Origin of the sequence: Tetragenococcus halophilus, assembly GCF_001712815.1 — a bacterium.
Lineage (GTDB): Bacteria > Bacillota > Bacilli > Lactobacillales > Enterococcaceae > Tetragenococcus > Tetragenococcus halophilus.
Map to the genome: position 1 here is coordinate 335231 of NZ_CP012047.1, position 19219 is coordinate 354449.

General features: G+C 36.1%; 20 protein-coding genes. 13 read left to right on the top strand and 7 right to left on the bottom strand.

Annotation, left to right across the window (positions count from 1 at the left end; translation table 11 throughout):
• Positions 1-156 precede the first annotated feature (156 nt).
• A complete protein-coding gene (locus AC806_RS01555; RefSeq protein WP_069028604.1) occupies positions 157-1209 on the bottom strand; it encodes a plasmid pRiA4b ORF-3 family protein in 1053 nt (350 codons plus the stop codon).
• A gap of 135 nt (positions 1210-1344) precedes the next feature.
• On the opposite strand from AC806_RS01555, the gene AC806_RS11975 reads away from it, so the two are divergent.
• On the top strand, positions 1345-1518 hold the full coding sequence (locus AC806_RS11975; RefSeq protein WP_014123737.1) for a hypothetical protein: 174 nt from the start codon (positions 1345-1347) through the stop codon (positions 1516-1518).
• Positions 1519-1562: 44 nt separating this feature from the next.
• Here the strand turns inward: AC806_RS11975 and AC806_RS01560 are convergent, their stop codons facing one another.
• The 3 genes from AC806_RS01560 to AC806_RS01570 are packed head-to-tail and all read right to left on the bottom strand — an operon-like array spanning position 1563 to position 4039.
• A complete protein-coding gene (locus tag AC806_RS01560; protein WP_069028605.1) occupies positions 1563-2345 on the bottom strand; it encodes a PHP domain-containing protein in 783 nt (260 codons plus the stop codon).
• Positions 2346-2365: 20 nt separating this feature from the next.
• On the bottom strand, positions 2366-3157 hold the full coding sequence (locus AC806_RS01565) for an SDR family NAD(P)-dependent oxidoreductase (RefSeq protein ID WP_069028606.1): 792 nt from the start codon (positions 3155-3157) through the stop codon (positions 2366-2368).
• A 21-nt stretch (positions 3158-3178) separates the two neighbouring features.
• Positions 3179-4039, bottom strand: coding sequence for a fructosamine kinase family protein (locus AC806_RS01570; protein ID WP_069028607.1), 861 nt, complete (start codon positions 4037-4039; stop codon positions 3179-3181).
• Positions 4040-4158: 119 nt separating this feature from the next.
• Here AC806_RS01570 and AC806_RS01575 point away from each other — a divergent pair, with 119 nt between their 5' ends.
• The 3 genes from AC806_RS01575 to AC806_RS01585 all read left to right on the top strand — a co-directional run bounded on the left by AC806_RS01575 (position 4159) and on the right by AC806_RS01585 (position 7309).
• The gene (locus tag AC806_RS01575) at positions 4159-4992 is read left to right on the top strand and encodes an aldo/keto reductase (RefSeq protein ID WP_061840331.1); all 834 of its coding nucleotides are present in this window, start codon (positions 4159-4161) and stop codon (positions 4990-4992) included.
• 138 nt (positions 4993-5130) lie between these two features.
• Entirely contained in the window at positions 5131-6447 is a 1317-nt protein-coding gene (locus tag AC806_RS01580; RefSeq protein WP_082786897.1) for an APC family permease, read from the top strand.
• A 28-nt stretch (positions 6448-6475) separates the two neighbouring features.
• Entirely contained in the window at positions 6476-7309 is an 834-nt protein-coding gene (locus tag AC806_RS01585) for a sugar phosphate isomerase/epimerase family protein (RefSeq protein WP_061840332.1), read from the top strand.
• Positions 7310-7697: 388 nt separating this feature from the next.
• Here AC806_RS01585 and AC806_RS01590 read toward each other — a convergent pair whose 3' ends face one another.
• Positions 7698-9227: a flavocytochrome c gene (locus AC806_RS01590; protein WP_069028608.1), complete on the bottom strand. Its 1530-nt coding sequence runs from the start codon at positions 9225-9227 to the stop codon at positions 7698-7700.
• Between the two features lie 220 nt (positions 9228-9447).
• Between AC806_RS01590 and AC806_RS01595 the strand changes: the two genes are divergently transcribed.
• The 5 genes from AC806_RS01595 to AC806_RS12185 all read left to right on the top strand — a co-directional run bounded on the left by AC806_RS01595 (position 9448) and on the right by AC806_RS12185 (position 14152).
• Positions 9448-9675 carry a DUF1858 domain-containing protein gene (locus AC806_RS01595; RefSeq protein ID WP_061840334.1) on the top strand — a complete coding sequence of 76 codons (228 nt, stop codon included), beginning with the start codon at positions 9448-9450 and terminating at the stop codon, positions 9673-9675.
• A gap of 1 nt (position 9676) precedes the next feature.
• On the top strand, positions 9677-11002 hold the full coding sequence (locus AC806_RS01600; protein WP_069028609.1) for a DUF438 domain-containing protein: 1326 nt from the start codon (positions 9677-9679) through the stop codon (positions 11000-11002).
• Between the two features lie 130 nt (positions 11003-11132).
• Complete coding sequence (locus AC806_RS01605) at positions 11133-11330, top strand: hypothetical protein (protein WP_061840336.1); 198 nt, start codon at positions 11133-11135, stop codon at positions 11328-11330.
• A 331-nt stretch (positions 11331-11661) separates the two neighbouring features.
• Complete coding sequence (locus tag AC806_RS01610) at positions 11662-12393, top strand: metal ABC transporter ATP-binding protein (protein ID WP_061840337.1); 732 nt, start codon at positions 11662-11664, stop codon at positions 12391-12393.
• Positions 12386-14152, top strand: a complete 1767-nt coding sequence (locus tag AC806_RS12185; protein WP_083207534.1) for a metal ABC transporter permease subunit — start codon at positions 12386-12388, stop codon at positions 14150-14152. The genes AC806_RS01610 and AC806_RS12185 overlap by 8 nt, the downstream gene beginning before the upstream one ends.
• A gap of 72 nt (positions 14153-14224) precedes the next feature.
• Here AC806_RS12185 and AC806_RS01620 read toward each other — a convergent pair whose 3' ends face one another.
• Both AC806_RS01620 and AC806_RS01625 read right to left on the bottom strand, forming a co-directional pair.
• Entirely contained in the window at positions 14225-14575 is a 351-nt protein-coding gene (locus tag AC806_RS01620; protein ID WP_014123748.1) for a hypothetical protein, read from the bottom strand.
• Positions 14576-15015: 440 nt separating this feature from the next.
• Positions 15016-15885 (bottom strand): metallophosphoesterase, encoded by an 870-nt coding sequence (locus AC806_RS01625; RefSeq protein WP_041591885.1) that lies wholly within the window; start codon positions 15883-15885, stop codon positions 15016-15018.
• 213 nt (positions 15886-16098) lie between these two features.
• Here AC806_RS01625 and AC806_RS01630 point away from each other — a divergent pair, with 213 nt between their 5' ends.
• From AC806_RS01630 to AC806_RS01645, 4 genes are all read left to right on the top strand, one after another.
• Positions 16099-16869, top strand: coding sequence for a TatD family hydrolase (locus AC806_RS01630; RefSeq protein ID WP_069028610.1), 771 nt, complete (start codon positions 16099-16101; stop codon positions 16867-16869).
• Positions 16866-17432 (top strand): ribonuclease M5, encoded by a 567-nt coding sequence (rnmV, locus tag AC806_RS01635; protein WP_068710618.1) that lies wholly within the window; start codon positions 16866-16868, stop codon positions 17430-17432. The genes AC806_RS01630 and rnmV overlap by 4 nt, the downstream gene beginning before the upstream one ends.
• The gene (gene rsmA / locus AC806_RS01640) at positions 17429-18322 is read left to right on the top strand and encodes a 16S rRNA (adenine(1518)-N(6)/adenine(1519)-N(6))-dimethyltransferase RsmA (RefSeq protein WP_069028611.1); all 894 of its coding nucleotides are present in this window, start codon (positions 17429-17431) and stop codon (positions 18320-18322) included. Before rnmV ends, rsmA begins: the two co-directional genes overlap by 4 nt.
• Positions 18323-18410: 88 nt before the next feature.
• Complete coding sequence (locus tag AC806_RS01645; protein WP_068710620.1) at positions 18411-18989, top strand: hypothetical protein; 579 nt, start codon at positions 18411-18413, stop codon at positions 18987-18989.
• Positions 18990-19219 lie beyond the last annotated feature (230 nt).

The following is a 19219-nucleotide window of genomic DNA, read 5'->3' on the forward strand; positions in this document are numbered from 1 at the left end:
GAGCTAAGTCAGTTGATGTGCCGCCAATCAAAAAGGGATTGGTGGCATAATCTTGGATGTCCCACCAATTGACAAGTTATTGGAGGCTAGTAGAGAAAGTTAGCGCCAATAAGTGTAAATTTTGGTGCAGCAAAACAATTTTATTTGTTCAAAAAATCAAATATCCGATAAATTTTTATTGATTCTATCTATATCAAAAGGAGCGAATTCTTCTTGGTCCGCTGAATCTTCCACAGGAGCTCCTTGTCGTCCGGTAAGGCAAATTGGAAGTTGTTCAGACTCGACACTGCTTAATGCTCCCTTATCTTTAGGCAATTCGGCATAGGGAATATTTGCTTCAAATTTGATTTTATGTTGCCAGTCATCGCCAAAATCATAAATATAATCGATCGATTTAAATTGCTCGAAGACTTCTCCAACAGTTATAGAAGAAGTATCGCCAGTGAAAAAATCACCAAAATCATCGAAATCCATTCCCGCAGGTTCATAATACATTCTGCCGACGATAAACTGGTGTAAATGTTCATCTTCCCATTCAAAACAAGTTTGGATGACTTCATGCAAATCAGCTAAAGTATAATCAAAAGGCACCAATACACGCCGCCAAATTGGTGGTTTAAAGCCTAATAAGTCGATTCTCAGCTGAATGGCATAAGGCGCTGCATTTGTTAGTTTTTCTCCCTTGTTGGAAGGAAAATCGATCACATTATCTTTTTGCTCAGTATTTGCTTCTTCTTGAAAGATATTGTTTAAACTTTGGAAAAGGTCATTTACTTCAGGCGGCATGGCATCCATCATTTCCTGATCAAGATTTTCCATGCTCGTTCTTTTTTCCTGGGACCAAAATTGCTTGTCGTGCATACGATTGATAAAGCGATGTTTATTTTTTTGCAAAAAGAGTAATAGATCTTTGTATACAGCTGCTGTTAAATAGCCGTTTTCTTGCAGAAATTGGTAAAAATCAAGTAGTACTTCATGAATAGCAAGCACTTCATCGGGAAAAACAACCATATTTTCAGGTAGATCAGTAAGATAATATTGCTCAAGTTGCCCTTTATCAGAAAAGTCTTGTGTGTCCTGCATTCTATCGGTCAGTTCAGCGATGATTTTTACTAAGCTAGCAGGGTCGTCGATATGTTCATTATAGTCATTAAGTTCAGTGATTTTCATTTGAAAAAAATTATCAATGATATCATCTAAAGAAGCCATTAAAATACACATCCTTTCAGTATTTATTTCATTATAACAGACACCGTTTTCAAGTTGTTATATTTTACAAAATAAAAAAAATTCTTTATAGTAAAAGTAGAGCTAAACCCCTAAATTAACTGAGGAGGGATTTGCATGACAGAAGACAAAAAAGAAAAAAGCAAAGAAGAAGTATACGCACAACGTCAAAGTGATTATAAAGAAGAAAAAGAAAAAGTATTTAAACAAGCCCAAAAAGAAGCCGCTAAAAATGATGTTGTTGATTCCGAGAAAATCGACGAAGAAAGAGTCGAAAAAACAGAAGAATAACAAAAGCAGGAAGCCAAAAACTTCCTGCTTTTATTATGAATTTTTTAAGGCAACTCTGTCAGAAAACGGTCATTTTTTTGGAAAGTTACTAGAAAGTTTATACCGAATTCTTTTAATAAACCTGACATTTCAGGAAAAAGTGCTTCATAGTCACTAGCCTGATGGGCGTCTGAGCCTAAAGTGAAAAATGTTCCGCCCAAGCTTTTATACAGTGGGATAATATAGCGATAAAGATTGGCATTTTGATAATAACCAAAACTTTTTGCGTTGATTTCTAGCGCCATTTCTTTTTGAATGACTTTTTTCAAAATCGCACTTAACTCTTTTTCAAAGTGTTCTTCTAACTCTTCTGCGGTAAAATCAAGCCGACGAAGACCGTATTCAAAGTGAGTCAAAATTTGTGCTCCTGAAAAAGTATCTAAAACTTGCGCCATTTGGTCAAAGTACATTTTAGCAACTTTATATTTGTCTTTACTCAAAACGACATCATCCATATAGTCGAATTTACCATTTTGATGAATACTTAACAGCTTTAAGTCATAAGGGTGATCGTTAAGATAGTCGTTAATTTGTTCTTCTTGACCGGGAACAACGCCGATTTCAACACCCTTTAAAAAGGTGGTCGGATAATTAGCTTCTAATTCGCTTAACTTTTGTGCTAACTTATCATAATCAGGAATATCATCTTGAAAGTTATCCCCTGGATTACGCAAATCTAGATGGTCGGTAGCCACAAAATAGGGCGGTTTATTTAATAGATAATTTTCAAAGATCTCTTTGGAATCAAAAGATAAAAAAGTGTGCAGGTGCTGATCGTAATATTTCACGTTATTTCCTCCTAATTAAGTTAAATCGTTCCTACTGAATTGTCATCCACGCGGTAGTTTGCACCGTTGACAAAGCTGGCTTTTTCTGAACACAAGAAGGTAATCACATTTGCCACTTCTTCTGGATAGCCACGTCTAGAACTGGTCATAAAGGGTCTTCTTTCTTTTAAGAAGGACTGAATCGCTTCGTCAAAAGAAACATTTAGTTCATCTGCCCGATTTTGCATCATCTTATCGGTCATTGGTGTATTGATAAAGGCAGGCGAAACTGCATTTGAAGTAATTCCTTGTGGCCCGAGTGTTTTGGCCAGACCTTTAGATAAAGCTAAGATTCCCGCTTTGGTTGCACAATAAGGAATTTCATCATCATAAGGCTGCATTGCATCCTCAGAAGCTAAGAAAAGGACGCGGCCCCATTTTTTCTCTTGCAAATCACTAAGAAATTCTTTTGTTACATTCACAGAGCCAAAAAGGTTAATATCAAATACTTCCTGCCAATCCTCCAACGAAATATCGGAAAAATCGCCTTGTGCACCGGTAATACCCGCACAATTAATAATAATATCTACAGCCTTGTTCTGCGTTTTTAAATCTTGGTGCAATTTAGCAAGTTCCTCGGGATTTCTAACATCTCCTGTTACGGTTTCAACGAGTTGCTTATTGGCAAAATCATTTTCAGCAAAACTTGCAAAATTTTTATCAAATAAAATGGTCCTTACTTCTTCTTTATTTAAATTTTTGGCTGTAGCTAAACCTAGACCAGAACCGCCGCCCGTAATTAGCGCTGTTTTCCCAGCTAAGTTGAAATCCATAATATATCCTTCCTTTCTATATTATGAGTGGCTCAAAATATCATTCATTGTTCTTTGTACGCCACCTTCATAAATACTACCAAATTTATTTACGTGGACCATCAAAAGATATAAGCTATAAAATTTTAAGCGTTGTTCATAACCAGCATCAAGAGGATAAACTTCTTGATAAGCTTGATAAAAATTATCATTAAAGGCATTAAACACCAAACTTACGCCCAGGTCAAATTCACGATCGCCATATAAGGCATCCGGATCAAATAAAGCAGGTGAGCCATCTTGTAAAAACATATGGTTACCGCCCCATAAATCCCCATGTAATAAAGAAGGTTTGCTTTGATGTTGTGATAATTCTTCATTCATTACTTGGCGAACTTTTTGGTATTGTTGTTCTTCTTTTTTGTGCCATAAGTTTTTTCGTAATAATTCATTAGCTAATGCATCCATTCTTTGATCGACAAACAATTCACGCCAAGTATCACACCAGGCATTATCATAAGTTAAATCTGAACCAGTTGAAGGCTGATCAAAGCCGAATTTACCATTAGGACTGTAATGTTGGTGCATCTTAGCGACTAAACGACCTAAATCACTTTGTTTTCCGCTTCCTTGATTTAAAAAGCTGATTAAAAGATAGGCGTCGCCTTCGATTTGACCATTAGCGATTACACGCGGAGCTGTTACGTTTGCTTCTTCAAAAGCTTTAAGTCCAGCGATTTCTCCTTGATAAAAATCAGCGGAGCGCTTAGGTTGTCGCAATAAGAAATAAGTGTCTTCATTGGTTTCTACTTGATAAGCATCGTTTACATCACCGCCAGAAACGGTACGAAACTTTTTGATACCAGATATAGGAAGTTCTTCTGTCCATTGATTACTTAACATTTTATCCACCTCCATTTTTTATTATAACAAGGAGTGAGAAAAGAATGCGAATAAAAACATTATCTATTTACTTTCAATTAAAAGCAGATATGGTATGATTTTTATGAGGAGGCGATAATATGAAGGAAATTTATGAATTAGCTGACGGCTTTAGTATTCCTAAACTAGGTTTTGGAACCTATAAATTAAACGGTGCGCACGGCACGCGAATGATTGAACAAGCTTTGCAGGTGGGGTATCGTTTACTTGATACGGCCTTTAATTATGAAAATGAAGGTGCCGTAGGGCGTGCGATTAAAAATAGCAGTGTTGCTCGTGATCAGATAACGGTAGCTTCAAAACTGCCCGGACGCTATCATGCTTATCAAGACGCACTAACAACTATTGAAGAATCTGTTTCTCGTCTAAATTTGGACTATATTGATTTGTATTTAATTCACTGGCCCAACCCGAAAGAAGATAAATATGTAGAAGCTTGGCAAGCTTTGGTCGACGCCCAAAAAACGGGATTAGTTCGTTCCATCGGGGTAAGTAACTTTTTGCCTGAACATATCAATCGCTTGGAAAAAGAAACAGGCGTTTTACCAGTGATTAATCAAGTAGAGCTACATCCGGAATTTAACCAACAAGCACAACGTGAATTTGATGCTTCTAAGGGAATTGTTACGCAAGCCTGGAGCCCTTTAGGTCGTGCTTCTAAAATTTTGCAAAACGAAACGATTCAAAAAATTGCTGACAAATATGATAAAAGCATTGCACAAATTATTTTGCGTTGGGAAGTACAATTAAACGTTTTACCTATTCCGAAAGCTTCACATTACTTGCGACAAGTTGATAATTTTGCTATATTTGATTTCGAGTTAAGTAAAGAAGATATGGAAGTAATCAATGGTTTAACAAAAGAAAATGGGCGTACTAACGATCAAGATCCAGCTGAATACGAAGAGTTTTAAGTAAGTAAAAAAGAAAGAGCGCTCCTCTTTCTTTTTTTTGCTGAAAATCATGAGAAAACTCAGGTATATTTACATAGAAATAGTTCGTACTCATTGATCATCATTTTCTTAAATAATAAAAAGTAAAGGAGTATTCACTTGGCGGAAAATCCATTAAAAAAAGAAATTTCTTTTTCCGGTGCATTATCGACAGTTATGGGAACTGTGATCGGCGCAGGTGTATTTTTTAAAGCGGCCGCAGTCGTATCTCATACACAGTCTGCTGGTTTAACATTATTTGCTTGGCTATTTGCCGGTTTTTTGACGATTTGTGGGGGTCTAACTGTAGCTGAATTAGCAACAGCTATTCCTAAAACCGGCGGCCCTATCCGCTATATCGAAGTTACCTACGGGAAAATGCCTTCCTTTTTATTAGGCTGGGCCCAAACGATTATCTATTTTCCTGCAAACATCGCCGCTTTGAGTATTATTTTTGCGACACAATTTATTCACCTTTTTCAATTAAATGAGCATATCTTAATACCTCTGGCGATGATTACAGCAGTCAGTGTGACAGGAATTAATTTATTAGGCACTAAAATTGCTGCAAATGTGCAATCAGCTGCGCTTTTTATCAAACTTTTGCCAATTTTAGTGATCGTAGTGGCAGGAATCATTCAGCCCGGACAGGTTGAAGTTGGTGTAGCTGATTTAAGTATCGGCGGCGATAGTTCTTGGGCTTCAGGTTTTAGTGCGGCTTTATTAGCGACCCTATTTGCTTATGATGGCTGGTTAAATGTAGGCAATATTGCAGGTGAAATGAAGCAACCGGAAAAAGACTTACCTAAAGCCATTATCCTAGGGCTGGGTTCTGTAGCCGTTGTTTATTGGATCATTAATTTTGTTTATTTAAAAACTTTGCCTGCCGACCAAATTGCGGGGAATCTCAACGCTTCTTCTGAGGTGGCCAATCAGTTATTTGGTAATATGGGCGGTAAAATTGTCACCATAGGTATTTTGATTTCAGTCTATGGCGCTTTGAATGGGTACACTATGACCGGAATCCGGGTGCCTTTTGCCTTATCTTTAAATGATGAGTTTCCTTTTAGTAAATATTTGAAAAAAGTTTCTAAAAAAACAAAGGTTCCTTTTGTAGCGGCTCTTGTGCAATTGGTTATTGCTTGTATTATGATGACTTTAGGAACGTTTGATTTATTGACGGATATGCTGATTTTTGTCATGTGGTCCTTTAGTATGTTGCTTTTTTTGGCAGTCTTTATTTTACGCAAGAAAGCGCCAGAAATGCCACGACCTTACAAAGTGCCGCTGTATCCTGTGGTGCCGTTGATCGCTATGATAGGCGGCGGCTTTATTTTAATGATGACCCTGATTACAACACCCGGCTTAGCCTTAACTGGTATTGGTGTGACAGCTATCGGTGTCCCTGTCTATTATTATATGAAAAAAAGCAGGTAAACAGTTAAAAGGAAGGAAGCTTGGTTTTATGTCAAAGGAGATACCACTAACGATCAGTTCTTTAACACTAGGCTCTGCATGTTCTTTTGAAAAAAGAGTGAGTGTTGCAGCGAAAGCTGGTTATAATGGAATTGGTTTGTCAGCTGAAGCTTATGTTGATGCACTAGCAGAAGGATATAACGATGAAGAACTTTTGCAAATACTCAAAAAATATCAAATGAAAGTCACAGAAATTGAATGTGTGCAAGCGTGGGCAGCGGAAAACCGCTCTTATGAAGAAAAATTCAAAGAACAGATTTGTTTTCATATGTGTTACCTATTTGGCGTCAAACAAGTAAATGTGGCTTTAATGGAGAGTTATTCACTTGCCTATATTGCAGAAAAATTAGCCCAATTATGCCAAAGAGCAGGAGAGCTTTTGATTGCAATAGAGCCGATGCCTTATAGCGGTATCGTTGATTTTGCTACAGCTAAAAAATTGATACAACAATCTCAAGCAAATAATGTGGGCATTTTGTTAGATGCTTGGCATTGGTACCGAGCTAGCCAAACTTTTTCTGAACTCACAGCAAAAGACGCACAATATATCGTTTCGATACAGCTAAATGACGCTTACCAACGTCCATACGCAACTGCCATTTTACGCGACGAGGCGATGCACGACCGTTTAGCACCTGGTGATGGTATAATTGATTTAGCTGCTTTTATCGCAATGATCAAAGAAGCCGGCGTAAAGCCTTCTATTATCGGAATAGAAGTCGTTAACGATAAACTATTAAGCAAAGGAATCGAAACGACAGCTAGATATACCTACGAAAAGACCGTAGCTCTGCTAAAAAAATACTGGCCAGATATCATTTGAAAAATAGCAAATGCAAATCAACTTTTTTGCATTTGCTATTTTTTTATCTGATGATTTTCGTCATTTTAGCTCAAATTGAATAGCGTTTGCTCATTTCATTACTCAATTTTGAAATGTTGGATAACGAATTCTAAATCTGTTATTCAATAATATTAATTAAATCAACAAAATAAATGATTTTGTTGATTTAAAGTTCGGAAAGTTTTTATTTTCTTCATTCAAAAGGAAAATTGGATAACGAAATTGAAAACTTTTATTCAATAAAAAAATTATGAATAAAGAATTGCCATTTCATTACTCAATTTTGAAATAATAAAGAAAGAAGCAGGAGACTATTTCTCAGTAAAAGCTGTTATCACCCAAAAACAGTAATCGAGATCTTATAAATTTAGTTGTTCTCTTGGGCAAATTTCGTTGCTTGCGTACCGGCTTGTCGACCAAAAATAATGATATCAGCTACTGCATTACCCCCAATGCGGTTATTACCATGTAACCCGCCAGTTAATTCGCCTGCGGCATACAAACCAGAAATTGCTTGATCATCTTCATCTAATACTTCGGTATCTGTATTAATTTTGACGCCACCCATTGTATGATGGATTCCTGGGGCAATTTTTATGGCATAAAAAGGACTGTCAGTTAGATCGTAGTCCATCGCTGTTTCCCGTTCAAAATCTTGGTCGTCTTCCTTGTCTACCGCTTCATTCCAATTATCCAATGTTTCTTTCAATTGGTCTTCAGAAATATTGATTTCTTGAGCTAACTCTTCAATGCTATCTCCAGATTCAACGACGCCTTGTTCTTTATAAAAATCAACTTGTTTTGCACGATCGGCTAAAGCATCGTCGAATATTAGATAAGCCTCTTCTTCAGGTAAATCTGTAATAGCCTCGGATACTTTATCACGCGTTTCCATTTCATTGAAAAAACGCTCACCCTCTTGATTTACTAAAATGGCACCTTCACCACGGACTGTTTCACTAATTAAGGTGCCATCTTTTTGAATGACAGTCGGATGCACCTGAATTTGGTCCATATCTACAGTTTGTCCGCCTAGTTCTTCGATCATTTTAATACCATCGCCGGTACTACCTTCAGAGTTCGTACTTACGTAACCTTCTAAATCCGGGCGATTTTCTTCAATCATCTCTTCATTAGCGCCATAACCACCTGTTGTTACCGCAACTGCGCCTGCATCAATAGTTTGAGAATCGCCATCCATATCAATTTCTACACCATCAACTTGTCCATTTTCTTCATTGATATTTGTCACGTCTGTGTTGACAAAAATAGGGATCTCGTTTTCGTTGACGTTACGTAATAAACCATCTACTAGATAACCACCCACTGCTGCCCCATCTTCTGGACGGTGAATACGCTGAACACTTGCACCACCACTGTAACTAATATTATTTAAAGTAATGCCCATATTATCCAGCCAATCAATCGCATCTGCTGAATGATCTACAAAATAACGTAATAGTTTCTTATCATTGGTTTCTTGTCCACCCTCTAAGGTGTCATCATAAAAAGTATCGTTACTATCTTCAATATCACTTTCCTCTTGGAATTTTGTTTCTGAAGCATTCATACCACCAGAAGATTTTGTCGTATTTCCTCCGGCTACTGGAAGTTTTTCCAAGATAACTGGATTGGCACCTTCTTCTTTTGCTTGAATTGCAGCTGCCATGCCAGCACCACCGGCACCAACGATAACCACATCATACTTGTTCTCTAGTTCACTAGGATCAGTATATTCCTCTTGTTCTGAAGCACCTGATGCTGCATCAGTAGAGGCTTCTGTTGCTTGTTCTGAACTTTGCGCATTATCTTCTGCATTGTCAGGAGAAGCTACTCCACAAGCACTTAATGCTATTGCTGATGAAAATACTAATAAACTACAAATGAATTTTTTCATTTTTACCCTCCTTGTTTTTAACATCACAAAAAGTATAAAACATCACAAACAAAAATTACAGGATAAAATTGTCCTTTTCCTGTCTTTTACCGACTAAAAAAGCATATTATCATTTTTTTACTACAAAATTTTTTTGATAACAAATAAAATAGTGAATAGTTTTACAGGTTAGGTTATAATCAAAGTAATTGAAAATCATTTTTAGTAAGGAGTTAGTTGGATGGAAATCGATTTTTCTAAAAATTTGGCTACTTTGGTTAAAGAACACCCAATAACCAAGGAAATTATGACTGAATTAGGTTTTTCAGATATTAATAAGCCAGGCATGCTGCAGACAGCAGGACGTTATATGACCATTCCCAAAGGCGCCAAAATGAAAAAAATTCCGTTAGAAAAAGTAGTTGAGGCATTTGAAGTACATGGTTTTGAAGTAAAAGGAGTAGAATAAAATGGCGCGAAGCAAAGAAGAAAGAAAAAAGCGTATCGTAGAAATTCTTTCGATGCTGCATGAAGAAGGGACATTTGAAGAAGCCAAACGTTTATTTAATGAAGAATTTGATGGTGTGGATGTAACGGAAATCACTTCAGCCGAAAAATCCTTGATCCAAGGTGGCTTAAAAGCAGAAGAAATTCAAAAACTATGTAATATTCATGCTTCAGTTTTTAAAGGTTCAATCAATGATATTCATAAATCTGATGAAGCTTATGGTCAGCCTGGACATCCAATTCATACATTAAAATTAGAAAATCAAGTCTTACAATCATTAATTACCGATGAAATTGACGATTTGATGGAAAAAATCAAAAAGGGAGATTGGCAGAAAAAAGAACAATTAGTTGCCGCAATAAAAGACCTAAGACAAATTGACAAACATTATGCTCGTAAAGAAACGCTAATATTTTCTTATATGGAAAAATACGGAATTACAGCGCCTCCTCAAGTCATGTGGGGTGTTGATGATGAGATCAGAGCGCAAATCAAAGAATTACTTACTTATGTAGAAAATCCTAAAGCAGCATTTAATCCTCTTCTGGAAAAATGGGAAGCTGTAAAACACGAAATCGAAGAGATGATTTTTAAAGAAGAAGAGATCATGACACCCATGACACTAGATGTTTTTAGTTTAAAAGACTGGGAAAATATCGCAGAAGATAGTTATGATATTGGTTTTGCCTATATCTCTGAGCCGCCTATGTGGGTAGCGGGCCCCAATGATTACGCTAAGGAAAAAGAACGCGAACCTCAACGACAGGAAGCTATCCAACAAGCCAAAGAAACTACCGAAGAAATTGCAAAAGGTTTAAATGAGACAGAAACATTAGAAGAAGTGTATGATTGGCAAAATGTTGATTCGAAGAATACTGTTGTACTACCTACTGGCATTTTACAGCTAGATCAATTACTCGCTATTTTTGAGGTACTGCCAGTGGATTTAACTTTTGTTGATCATAACGACCGTGTTCGTTTTTTCTCAGAAGGAAAAAATCGCGTATTTCCGCGGACAAAATCGATCATTGGTCGAGAAGTTGTCAACTGTCATCCACCTAAAAGTATGCACATGGTTGAAAAAATATTAGAAGATTTTCATGCAGGAAGCAATGATACGGCGGATTTTTGGATAGATATCAATGAACGGAAAATCTATATTCGCTATTTTGCCTTGAAAAACCAAGAAGAGCAGTATTTAGGCTGTTTAGAAGTTACACAAGATATCACAGATATTCAAAAAATCAGCGGACAAAACCGATTATTAGAAGGTTATACAAAAGATTAATGAAGGACGCGCATGAACATTTATCTGATAGTTCATGCGTGTTTTTTTGTGCGCTAGTCGCAAAGATTATATTTTAATGAATAACTGAGCCTATGGTATACTTATACAAAATAAAAGGAGGACTTATATTATGTCTTTTAAAGATAGAGTCCACCACGCACGTTACCGCAAATTAGTCAGAGGTGTTTTTATTTTCCCTATTATAGCTATTTTAGGATTTTTAGACCTTATTCCTAATGCAAGAATGGTAGCATGGGGATCATTAGCTATATTTGTTGTTAGTTTAATCGTCCTTTATGTTTCTTTTGGCGGAAAAGACAGTAAGTAGAAATAGCAATTATCAAAAGAAGTTACATTAGAACTAAAAATGAGCGCTTGTGTGTTACGGAAAAAGTCGGGGATTGTTTTCTTTTTCTTCTCATGTTTGGCTATTTTATTTGCCAATTAATAGTCATTACTTATCTTTATATTCTGAAATTAAGATAAGTAATGTTTTTTTATTTATTTATCAAAAGACTATCCATGAAACTTTGTAAGCGAATTATTAACAAATTAAGAAAAACAAAGATTTTTTGTTGCATAAAATAAAAGAAGATTTCATAATGGACTTAAAGATAAAATTAGGTACACCTAAAAAATACACAATATGGAGGAAGACGATGATAGCATTTGATAAGATATCTGCTAGTTATGACGGTGTTCATCAAGCAGTGGAAGATGTAACTTTTACCATTGATCAGCCAGCGATTATCGGTATTATTGGCCCTAACGGCGCTGGTAAGTCAACCTTTATCAAAGCTGCCCTGCAATTGATAGAAGGAACAGGTACAACAACAGTAGATGGAGAACCACTACAAAAAAGACAAAAAGAAGTTGCTTATGTAGAACAAAAAAGTGATATCGATTATACATTTCCGATAACAGTTCGTGAATGTGTTTCCCTAGGTTTATATCCGGACAAACGATTTTTTGAACGGATAACAAATGAAGATTGGAAAAAAGTTGATCGTGCTTTGAGTTTAGTGAAGATGGAAGACTTTAAGAATCGACAAATTAGCGAATTATCTGGTGGGCAATTTCAAAGAATTCTGATTGCACGTACTTTTGTTCAAGACGCGACCTTTATTTTCCTAGATGAGCCATTTGTAGGAATTGATGCCACCAGTGAACAAATTATAATGGACCTTTTGAACGATTTTAAAACAAGAGGAAAAGAAATATTTATTGTTCATCATGATTTAAGTAAAGTTGAAAGATATTTTGATGAATTAGTTATCTTAAATAAAACACTGATTGCTCAAGGGCCAACAGAAGAAGTTTTTACGGAAAAGAATTTGAAACAAGCCTTTGGCGATACGATATTTGTTAGAGGAGGTCAGTCAAATGATTAGTAATTTTATTGAAGGATTGATGGATTATCATTTCTTACAAAATGCTTTAGTGACCTCGGTTGCCATTGGTATCGTAGCAGGTGTAATTGGTTGTTTTATTATTTTAAGAGGAATGTCATTAATGGGAGACGCCATTTCTCACGCAGTTTTGCCCGGGGTGGCATTATCCTTTATTATAGGTGTTCATTATTTTATAGGAGCGGTCATATTTGGAGTTTTGGCTTCGATATTGATCACCTATATTTCGCAAAATAGTACCATTAAAAGTGATACAGCGATTGGGATTACATTCAGTTCATTTCTAGCCTTAGGTGTTATTTTAATTGGTATAGCAAACAGTTCGACGGATTTGTTCCATATTTTATTTGGGAATGTGCTAGCAGTACAAGATGGAGATAAATGGTTGACGATTGGCATTGCAGTATTTGTTATTGCTTTAGTTATTATCTTTTATCGTTCTCTTTTAATCACATCTTTTGATTCCAATATGGCTAAGGCTTTTGGTATGCACGTACAATTTTATCATTACTTATTGATGATTCTATTGACACTCGTTTCTGTTACAGCTATGCAAAGTGTCGGAACGATTTTGATTGTTGCGCTGCTAGTAACACCAGCAGCTACTGCTTATCTTTACACTAAACGGCTTAAAACGATGATTGTAATATCTGCGATTTTAGGTGGTGTTTCCTCATTCCTAGGACTTTTCATCGGTTATAGTTTTAATATTGCAGCTGGTTCTAGTATCGTATTAACAGCAGCATTTATGTTTGTTATTGGTTTCTTCTTATCACCAAAACAACGCCTGCAACACGGCAAAAAAGCTTACTTTATTGTTGCATTAATCGCGGCATTATTTGCTGGTGGCATCGGTTTTTATGCTTATCAACAGTCTTCAAGCGCTAGTCAAGATGATGATAAATTAGATGTTGTTGCAACGAATTCGATTATCAGCGATATGACCAAAGAAATTGCAGGAGATCGAATTGATTTACACAGTATCGTTCCTTATGGAAGAGACCCTCATGATTATGAGCCGCTTCCTGAAGATATTGAAGAATCGACTGAAGCTGACGTTATTTTTTATAATGGTTTAAACTTAGAGACAGGCGGTAACGCTTGGTTTAATAACCTGATGGAAAATGCGGATAAAGAAGAAGGCGAAGATTACTTTGCAGTAAGTGATGGTGTTGAGCCGCTTTATCTAGAAGAAGGCCAAGATGAAGGACAGCAAGATCCTCATGCTTGGATGAGTCTAGAAAATGGAATGACTTATGCTGAAAATATTGAAAAACAACTTAGCGAAAAAGACCCGCAAAATGCGGATTACTATGAAGAAAACTTGAACGACTATCTAGACGAATTAGATGACTTGGACCAAGAAGCCAAGAATAAATTTGATGATGTTCCTGATGATGAAAAATTACTAGTAACAAGCGAAGGGGCATTTAAATACTTCTCTGACGCTTATGATGTATCTGCTACTTATATTTGGGAAATCAATACTGAAGAAGAAGGCACACCAGAACAAACAAAAAGAGTGGTGGACCAACTTGATGAGACCAATGTCAAATCTTTATTTGTTGAAACAAGTGTGAATAAGAGCCCAATGCAAAGCGTTTCGCAGGACTCGGGGATACCAATTCATTCTGAAATCTTTACCGATTCAATAGCTGAACCTGGTGAAGAAGGCGATAGTTATTACTCGATGATGAAATGGAATATTGATAAGATTCATGAAGGACTGACACAAGATTAATACAATAAAGCACCGTTGTAGTAGTAAGTTAGCTATTACGGCGGTGTTTTATTGTATACAAATGATGTCTTATTATTGTTGTGCTATTTTTTTGTTTCTGATATTAAAAATTAAAATAATTGCTCCAAAAACCAAACTTACAGTAGACCATATATACAAATCACTATATGAACCTGCTAAAATTAACCCTAATAAACCACCGATGACAAACATAATGACAGGGGCGTTTCCACGATGACTTCTTTGTACAATTGAAACAATACCGGCTACAAGCATTAAAATCCCAAGTATAAAACCGCCTGAACCTCCAGCTTCACCATTTTCTGATAAAGTATTTCCTAAACCTGCAATCATTGATTGAAAACCAATAATTACAGACAGTACAATACTAAATATTCCTATCACTAATTTCCCAGTTTTCATTTTTATGAAAAACCTCCTCGTATAAAAAAATTAATGCAAAATAGTTTATTCTACTATATTTACATTGTTTACAATAAAAAAAGTCTTATTTCATCATAACACAATAAAAAAACAGTTCAACTTTAATTTTATACTTTTAGTGAATTTTTCACTAAAATCAAATAAAAAAGGGACCAAAACGTTGGCTATTGTCCTTTAGTATGGAGAAGGAGGGGCCAAATAATTAGCATTTGTCCCTAAGTCAGGCAAAGAAGAGGCCATAAACAGAGTAATTGTCCCAAAGTTTAACAAAGAAGAGACCATTAGCCTGTCTTTTGGACTAAAGTGTGTCTCAAGTTCAACAAATTTGTATGGACTTTATAAGTATTGAATTTAAAAGATTTAATGATTTCATGAGACAAAAATAACCCCCAAGCAGCACTGTTTCGGTGCCACGGGAGTTATTTTTCTTGTTCTACTTCTGCCGGTTTTTTAGCTAAATGATAATAAATAAGTTCGGGTGGGACTCTAAAGCGTATGGGAAAAAGTGAGGTGCCGATTCCATTGCTAATAGAAAGTAATGTTTTTTTACCTAACAAATACAAACCATGAGTATAGGTAATAGATCCCTTTATTTTATAAAAAAGAAAAGGCAAACGAACTTGACCACCGTGGCTGTGTCCTGCTAGGATTAAGTCAAAGTTTTGAATGTTTTCAGTATCTAATACACCGTCAGGTTCATGAACTAAAAGAAGATGCCACTGGGCCAAGGTACGTTCAAAACTGAACTTTGGATTTCCGCTTAAACAATCATCCATTCCAGCAATATTAATGGAAACTTCATCATTTGAACCAAAGATCTCTTCATTTTCTAAAACAGTAAAACCGCCCTCGCTTAGGACTGTTTTGACAAAATAATAGCCTTCACTTCGATAATCGTGATTTCCTAAAACAGCAATTTTACCCATAGGAGCAGTCATTCTATTTAGTTTTTCAACCAAACGCTGCGTTTCTTTATGCGGCCACTTTTCATAGTTATCAATCAAATCGCCGGTAAAGACAATTAGATCCGGGGCAATATCCATAATAGAACGAATAACACGATTAATACGTTGCGGTTTAAAATAGCGGGAAAAGTGGAAATCACTTAAATGACAAATAACGATGTTAGAATCATTTTCATAAAGATCGAAGGCATTGGAAATATCCAATACTTTTTTTTTATTTTTTTTAATAAAATAATGTTTTTCTTTTAAACGACGTGGCTCAATGAAGACCATGTAAAAGAACAGGCAAAACAACAGGAATAAAATTCCCCAAATAATGTACATGTACATATGTTAATAGGTCTCCTTTGCCATTTTTTTAACACAACTATATATAGAATAATAGTGGAAATAAGAGAAAATTGCAATCGAACAAAGCAGAAAACTTACATATTGTTTGTGTTTAATAAAAAAAGCCCTTAGTTCTAAAATTAAGAAAAATATGCTAGGATATATAAGGAATTCAAACGGATTTTCAAATAAAAGGAGGAAATCTTTGTGATTTTTGATACACATACACACTTGAACGCTGAACAATTTGAAGGGATAGAAAAAGAGACGGTTGAACACGCTAAAGAATTAGGCGTTAATGAAATGGCTGTTGTCGGTTTTGATTATCCAACAATTGAAAAAACGAAAAAATTAAGCCAAGAATATGATAATATTTACAGTATTGTCGGCTGGCATCCAACTGAAGCTGGAAGCTATAACAAAGAGGTCGAAAGCTATTTACAAAAAGAATTAGATAAAGCAAAAGTCGTAGCTCTAGGTGAAATTGGGTTAGACTATCACTGGATGGAAGATCCTAAAGATGTTCAAGAAAAAATATTTCGTCGTCAAATTGCGATTGCGCGTGAAATGGGTCTGCCATTTAGTGTACACAACCGAGAAGCCATGGAAGATACTTATCGTATCTTAAAAGACGAGAAAGTTCATGACATCGGTGGGATTATGCATAGTTTTAACGGCGATTACGAATGGGCGCAACGATTTTTGGATTTAGGAATGCATTTGTCTTACAGCGGTGTTGTTACTTTTAAAAAGACATTAGAAGTACAAGAAGCAGCCCAAAAAATGCCATTTGATCGAATGTTGGTCGAAACAGACGCACCCTATTTAGCACCCGTTCCTTACCGAGGGAAACAAAATGAACCGGGCTACACTCGCTATGTTGTCGAAAAAATTGCTGAATTAAAAGATTTAAGCGTAGAAGAAGTGGCTGCCCAAACCACAGCCAATGCTCATCGCTTATTTGGTATTGAACAATGAGCAAAGAAAAAATTGAAGAAGTTATTGTCGTTGAAGGTAAAGACGATACTCGTCGCCTCCAAGAGGTGCTAGCCGTAGATGCGATTGAGACAATTGGTTCAGCGATCAATGAAGAGATTATTGAACGTATTATTCATGCGCAAGAAACGCGGGGAGTCATCGTTTTTACCGATCCTGATTATTCAGGAGAAAAGATTCGAAAGATTATTATGGAAGAGGTTCCCGACGCTAAGCATGCGTTTTTACCGCGTGATAAAGCTCGAGGGAAGAAAAAATACGCTAGTTTAGGTGTAGAGCATGCTAGTGATGAAGCTATTTTGGCAGCACTAGAACATTTAGCAACACCCACTAAGGAAAAAGATATTCCTAAAATTCCGCGTCAAATTTTGCTAGATTATGGTCTAATAGGCGGACAAAAAGCGAAAAGACGACGTGAGTTATTAGGAGATGAGTTACGAATTGGTTATACAAATGGTAAACAACTGGAGAAACGTTTGACAATGTTTCGGGTGACAGAAGAAGACTTAGTAAAAGCCATGAAAATTGTGGAGGAAAATTTGTGAAAGACAACAGAGAAATTGCGGTACCTTCAAAAACAAAAGAAATCTTAGTGCGTCACGGCTTTACTTTGAAAAAAAGCCTAGGACAAAATTTTTTAACAGACCCCAACATTTTGCATAAAATTGTAGCAGCTGCAGAGATAACTAAAAACAATAATGTCATTGAAGTAGGGCCGGGGATTGGTGCTTTAACCGAGCACTTAGCACAAAAGGCGAATCAAGTGTTGGCTTTTGAAATTGATCAACGCTTGATACCCGTCTTAGCAGATACTTTACAAGCATTTGAGAATGTAACGATTGTCAATCAAGATGTTTTACAAACAGATTTAGTTAAAACAACGGAAAAAGTGTTTACCAAAGATTTGCCAGTAAAAGTGGTCGCAAATTTACCTTATTACATCACGACACCTATTATGATGCATTTTTTAGAATCGGACCTAGCAGTCCATCAAATGATTGTTATGCTGCAAAAGGAAGTGGCAGAGCGTATTAACGCAAAGCCTGGGACAAAAGACTATGGTTCATTAACGATTGCCGTGCAATACTATATGGCCACCGAGATTTCCCTTATTGTACCTAAAACGGTTTTCGTTCCTCAACCCAAGGTGGATTCTGCTTTATTGAAATTAACTCGCCGCAAGCAGCCTAAAGTACAAGTAACGAATGAAAAAGCATTCTTTAAACTAACAAAAGCTGCTTTCCAGTTACGTCGAAAAACTTTGTGGAATAACTTACAGCACGCTTACGGCAAAGAAACTGTCACTAAAACAAGGCTAAAAAAAAGTTTAGCAGAAGCTGAAATCGATCCATCACGTCGTGGAGAAACCTTATCGTTAGAGGAATTTGCTCGTTTGAGTAATCGGATGGAAGAAAATAGAATTGAAAAAGAATAAAAAGAGCGAGCTGTCTTGACAGCTCGCCTTTTTGTCAGTAAACTTAGCTCAACTAAAGGTGTCAAGACACCTGATAAGGAGAACTTAAATGAAAAGAAACTCTGTGCAACAGTTAACGATTTCAGCTTTATTAATTGCTTTAGGCGTATTAATTCCTCTTGTTATGCCACGGATTGTGATTGGTCCTGCTTCATTTACCTTGGCAAGTCATGTGCCATTATTTGTAGCGATGTTTTTTTCACCACGGATGGCGGTTATTGTTGCCTTAGGTACGACTTTTGGTTTTTTATTAACGGCGCCTTTTATTATTGCCTTGCGGGCATTGTCTCACTTGGTTTTTGCCCTACTAGGTGCTTGGTATTTACAAAAACGACCACAAATTGTTTATCAACCGAAGAAGTTTCAATTATATAATTTTGCTATAGCAATCATTCATGCTGCGATTGAAACGTTCGTTGTAGCGGCCTTTTTACTAGGGGGCAGTTCGCAAGTTCATTATGAGGGTTCCTTATTTGTTTTATTATTTGGTTTTATCGGAATCGGCGGGGTTATTCATAGTCTGATTGACTATAATATCGCTTTTTTTGTAGTGAAAACTCTTAGTAAAGTTTATGCAGTCCCTGTATTTAAAAAAGCTAAAACAATCGCTTTCCCCAAAGTAAAGTAAAAAGTTAGCGAAAAAAGTCTTGCGATCGTACCAAAAATAAAATGACGTTTGCGATAAACTTCAAGCAAAACTTATGGCAAATTTATTATTGGCAAGAAAAAATAGCAAAGGTCTATTTCTCATAAAAATAGGCGAATAAACTTAATTGTAAGAAAATTCCAAAATAAGCTTTACAATCTCATGAATTAGATTTACCATGTTTTTTAAATATAAAGAAAGAAGTCTGATAT

What these genes read in the sequence shown, in the direction of transcription:
- AC806_RS01555 (WP_069028604.1), bottom strand. Translation starts at nt 1,209, where the DNA reads ATGGCTTCTTTAGATGATATCATTGATAATTTTTTTCAAATGAAAATC.
- AC806_RS11975 (WP_014123737.1), top strand. Translation starts at nt 1,345, where the DNA reads ATGACAGAAGACAAAAAAGAAAAAAGCAAAGAAGAAGTATACGCACAA.
- AC806_RS01565 (WP_069028606.1), bottom strand. Translation starts at nt 3,157, where the DNA reads ATGGATTTCAACTTAGCTGGGAAAACAGCGCTAATTACGGGCGGCGGT.
- AC806_RS01570 (WP_069028607.1), bottom strand. Translation starts at nt 4,039, where the DNA reads ATGTTAAGTAATCAATGGACAGAAGAACTTCCTATATCTGGTATCAAA.
- AC806_RS01575 (WP_061840331.1), top strand. Translation starts at nt 4,159, where the DNA reads ATGAAGGAAATTTATGAATTAGCTGACGGCTTTAGTATTCCTAAACTA.
- AC806_RS01585 (WP_061840332.1), top strand. Translation starts at nt 6,476, where the DNA reads ATGTCAAAGGAGATACCACTAACGATCAGTTCTTTAACACTAGGCTCT.
- AC806_RS01590 (WP_069028608.1), bottom strand. Translation starts at nt 9,227, where the DNA reads ATGAAAAAATTCATTTGTAGTTTATTAGTATTTTCATCAGCAATAGCA.
- AC806_RS01595 (WP_061840334.1), top strand. Translation starts at nt 9,448, where the DNA reads ATGGAAATCGATTTTTCTAAAAATTTGGCTACTTTGGTTAAAGAACAC.
- AC806_RS01600 (WP_069028609.1), top strand. Translation starts at nt 9,677, where the DNA reads ATGGCGCGAAGCAAAGAAGAAAGAAAAAAGCGTATCGTAGAAATTCTT.
- AC806_RS01605 (WP_061840336.1), top strand. Translation starts at nt 11,133, where the DNA reads ATGTCTTTTAAAGATAGAGTCCACCACGCACGTTACCGCAAATTAGTC.
- AC806_RS01610 (WP_061840337.1), top strand. Translation starts at nt 11,662, where the DNA reads ATGATAGCATTTGATAAGATATCTGCTAGTTATGACGGTGTTCATCAA.
- AC806_RS12185 (WP_083207534.1), top strand. Translation starts at nt 12,386, where the DNA reads ATGATTAGTAATTTTATTGAAGGATTGATGGATTATCATTTCTTACAA.
- AC806_RS01620 (WP_014123748.1), bottom strand. Translation starts at nt 14,575, where the DNA reads ATGAAAACTGGGAAATTAGTGATAGGAATATTTAGTATTGTACTGTCT.
- AC806_RS01625 (WP_041591885.1), bottom strand. Translation starts at nt 15,885, where the DNA reads ATGTACATTATTTGGGGAATTTTATTCCTGTTGTTTTGCCTGTTCTTT.
- rnmV (WP_068710618.1), top strand. Translation starts at nt 16,866, where the DNA reads ATGAGCAAAGAAAAAATTGAAGAAGTTATTGTCGTTGAAGGTAAAGAC.
- AC806_RS01645 (WP_068710620.1), top strand. Translation starts at nt 18,411, where the DNA reads ATGAAAAGAAACTCTGTGCAACAGTTAACGATTTCAGCTTTATTAATT.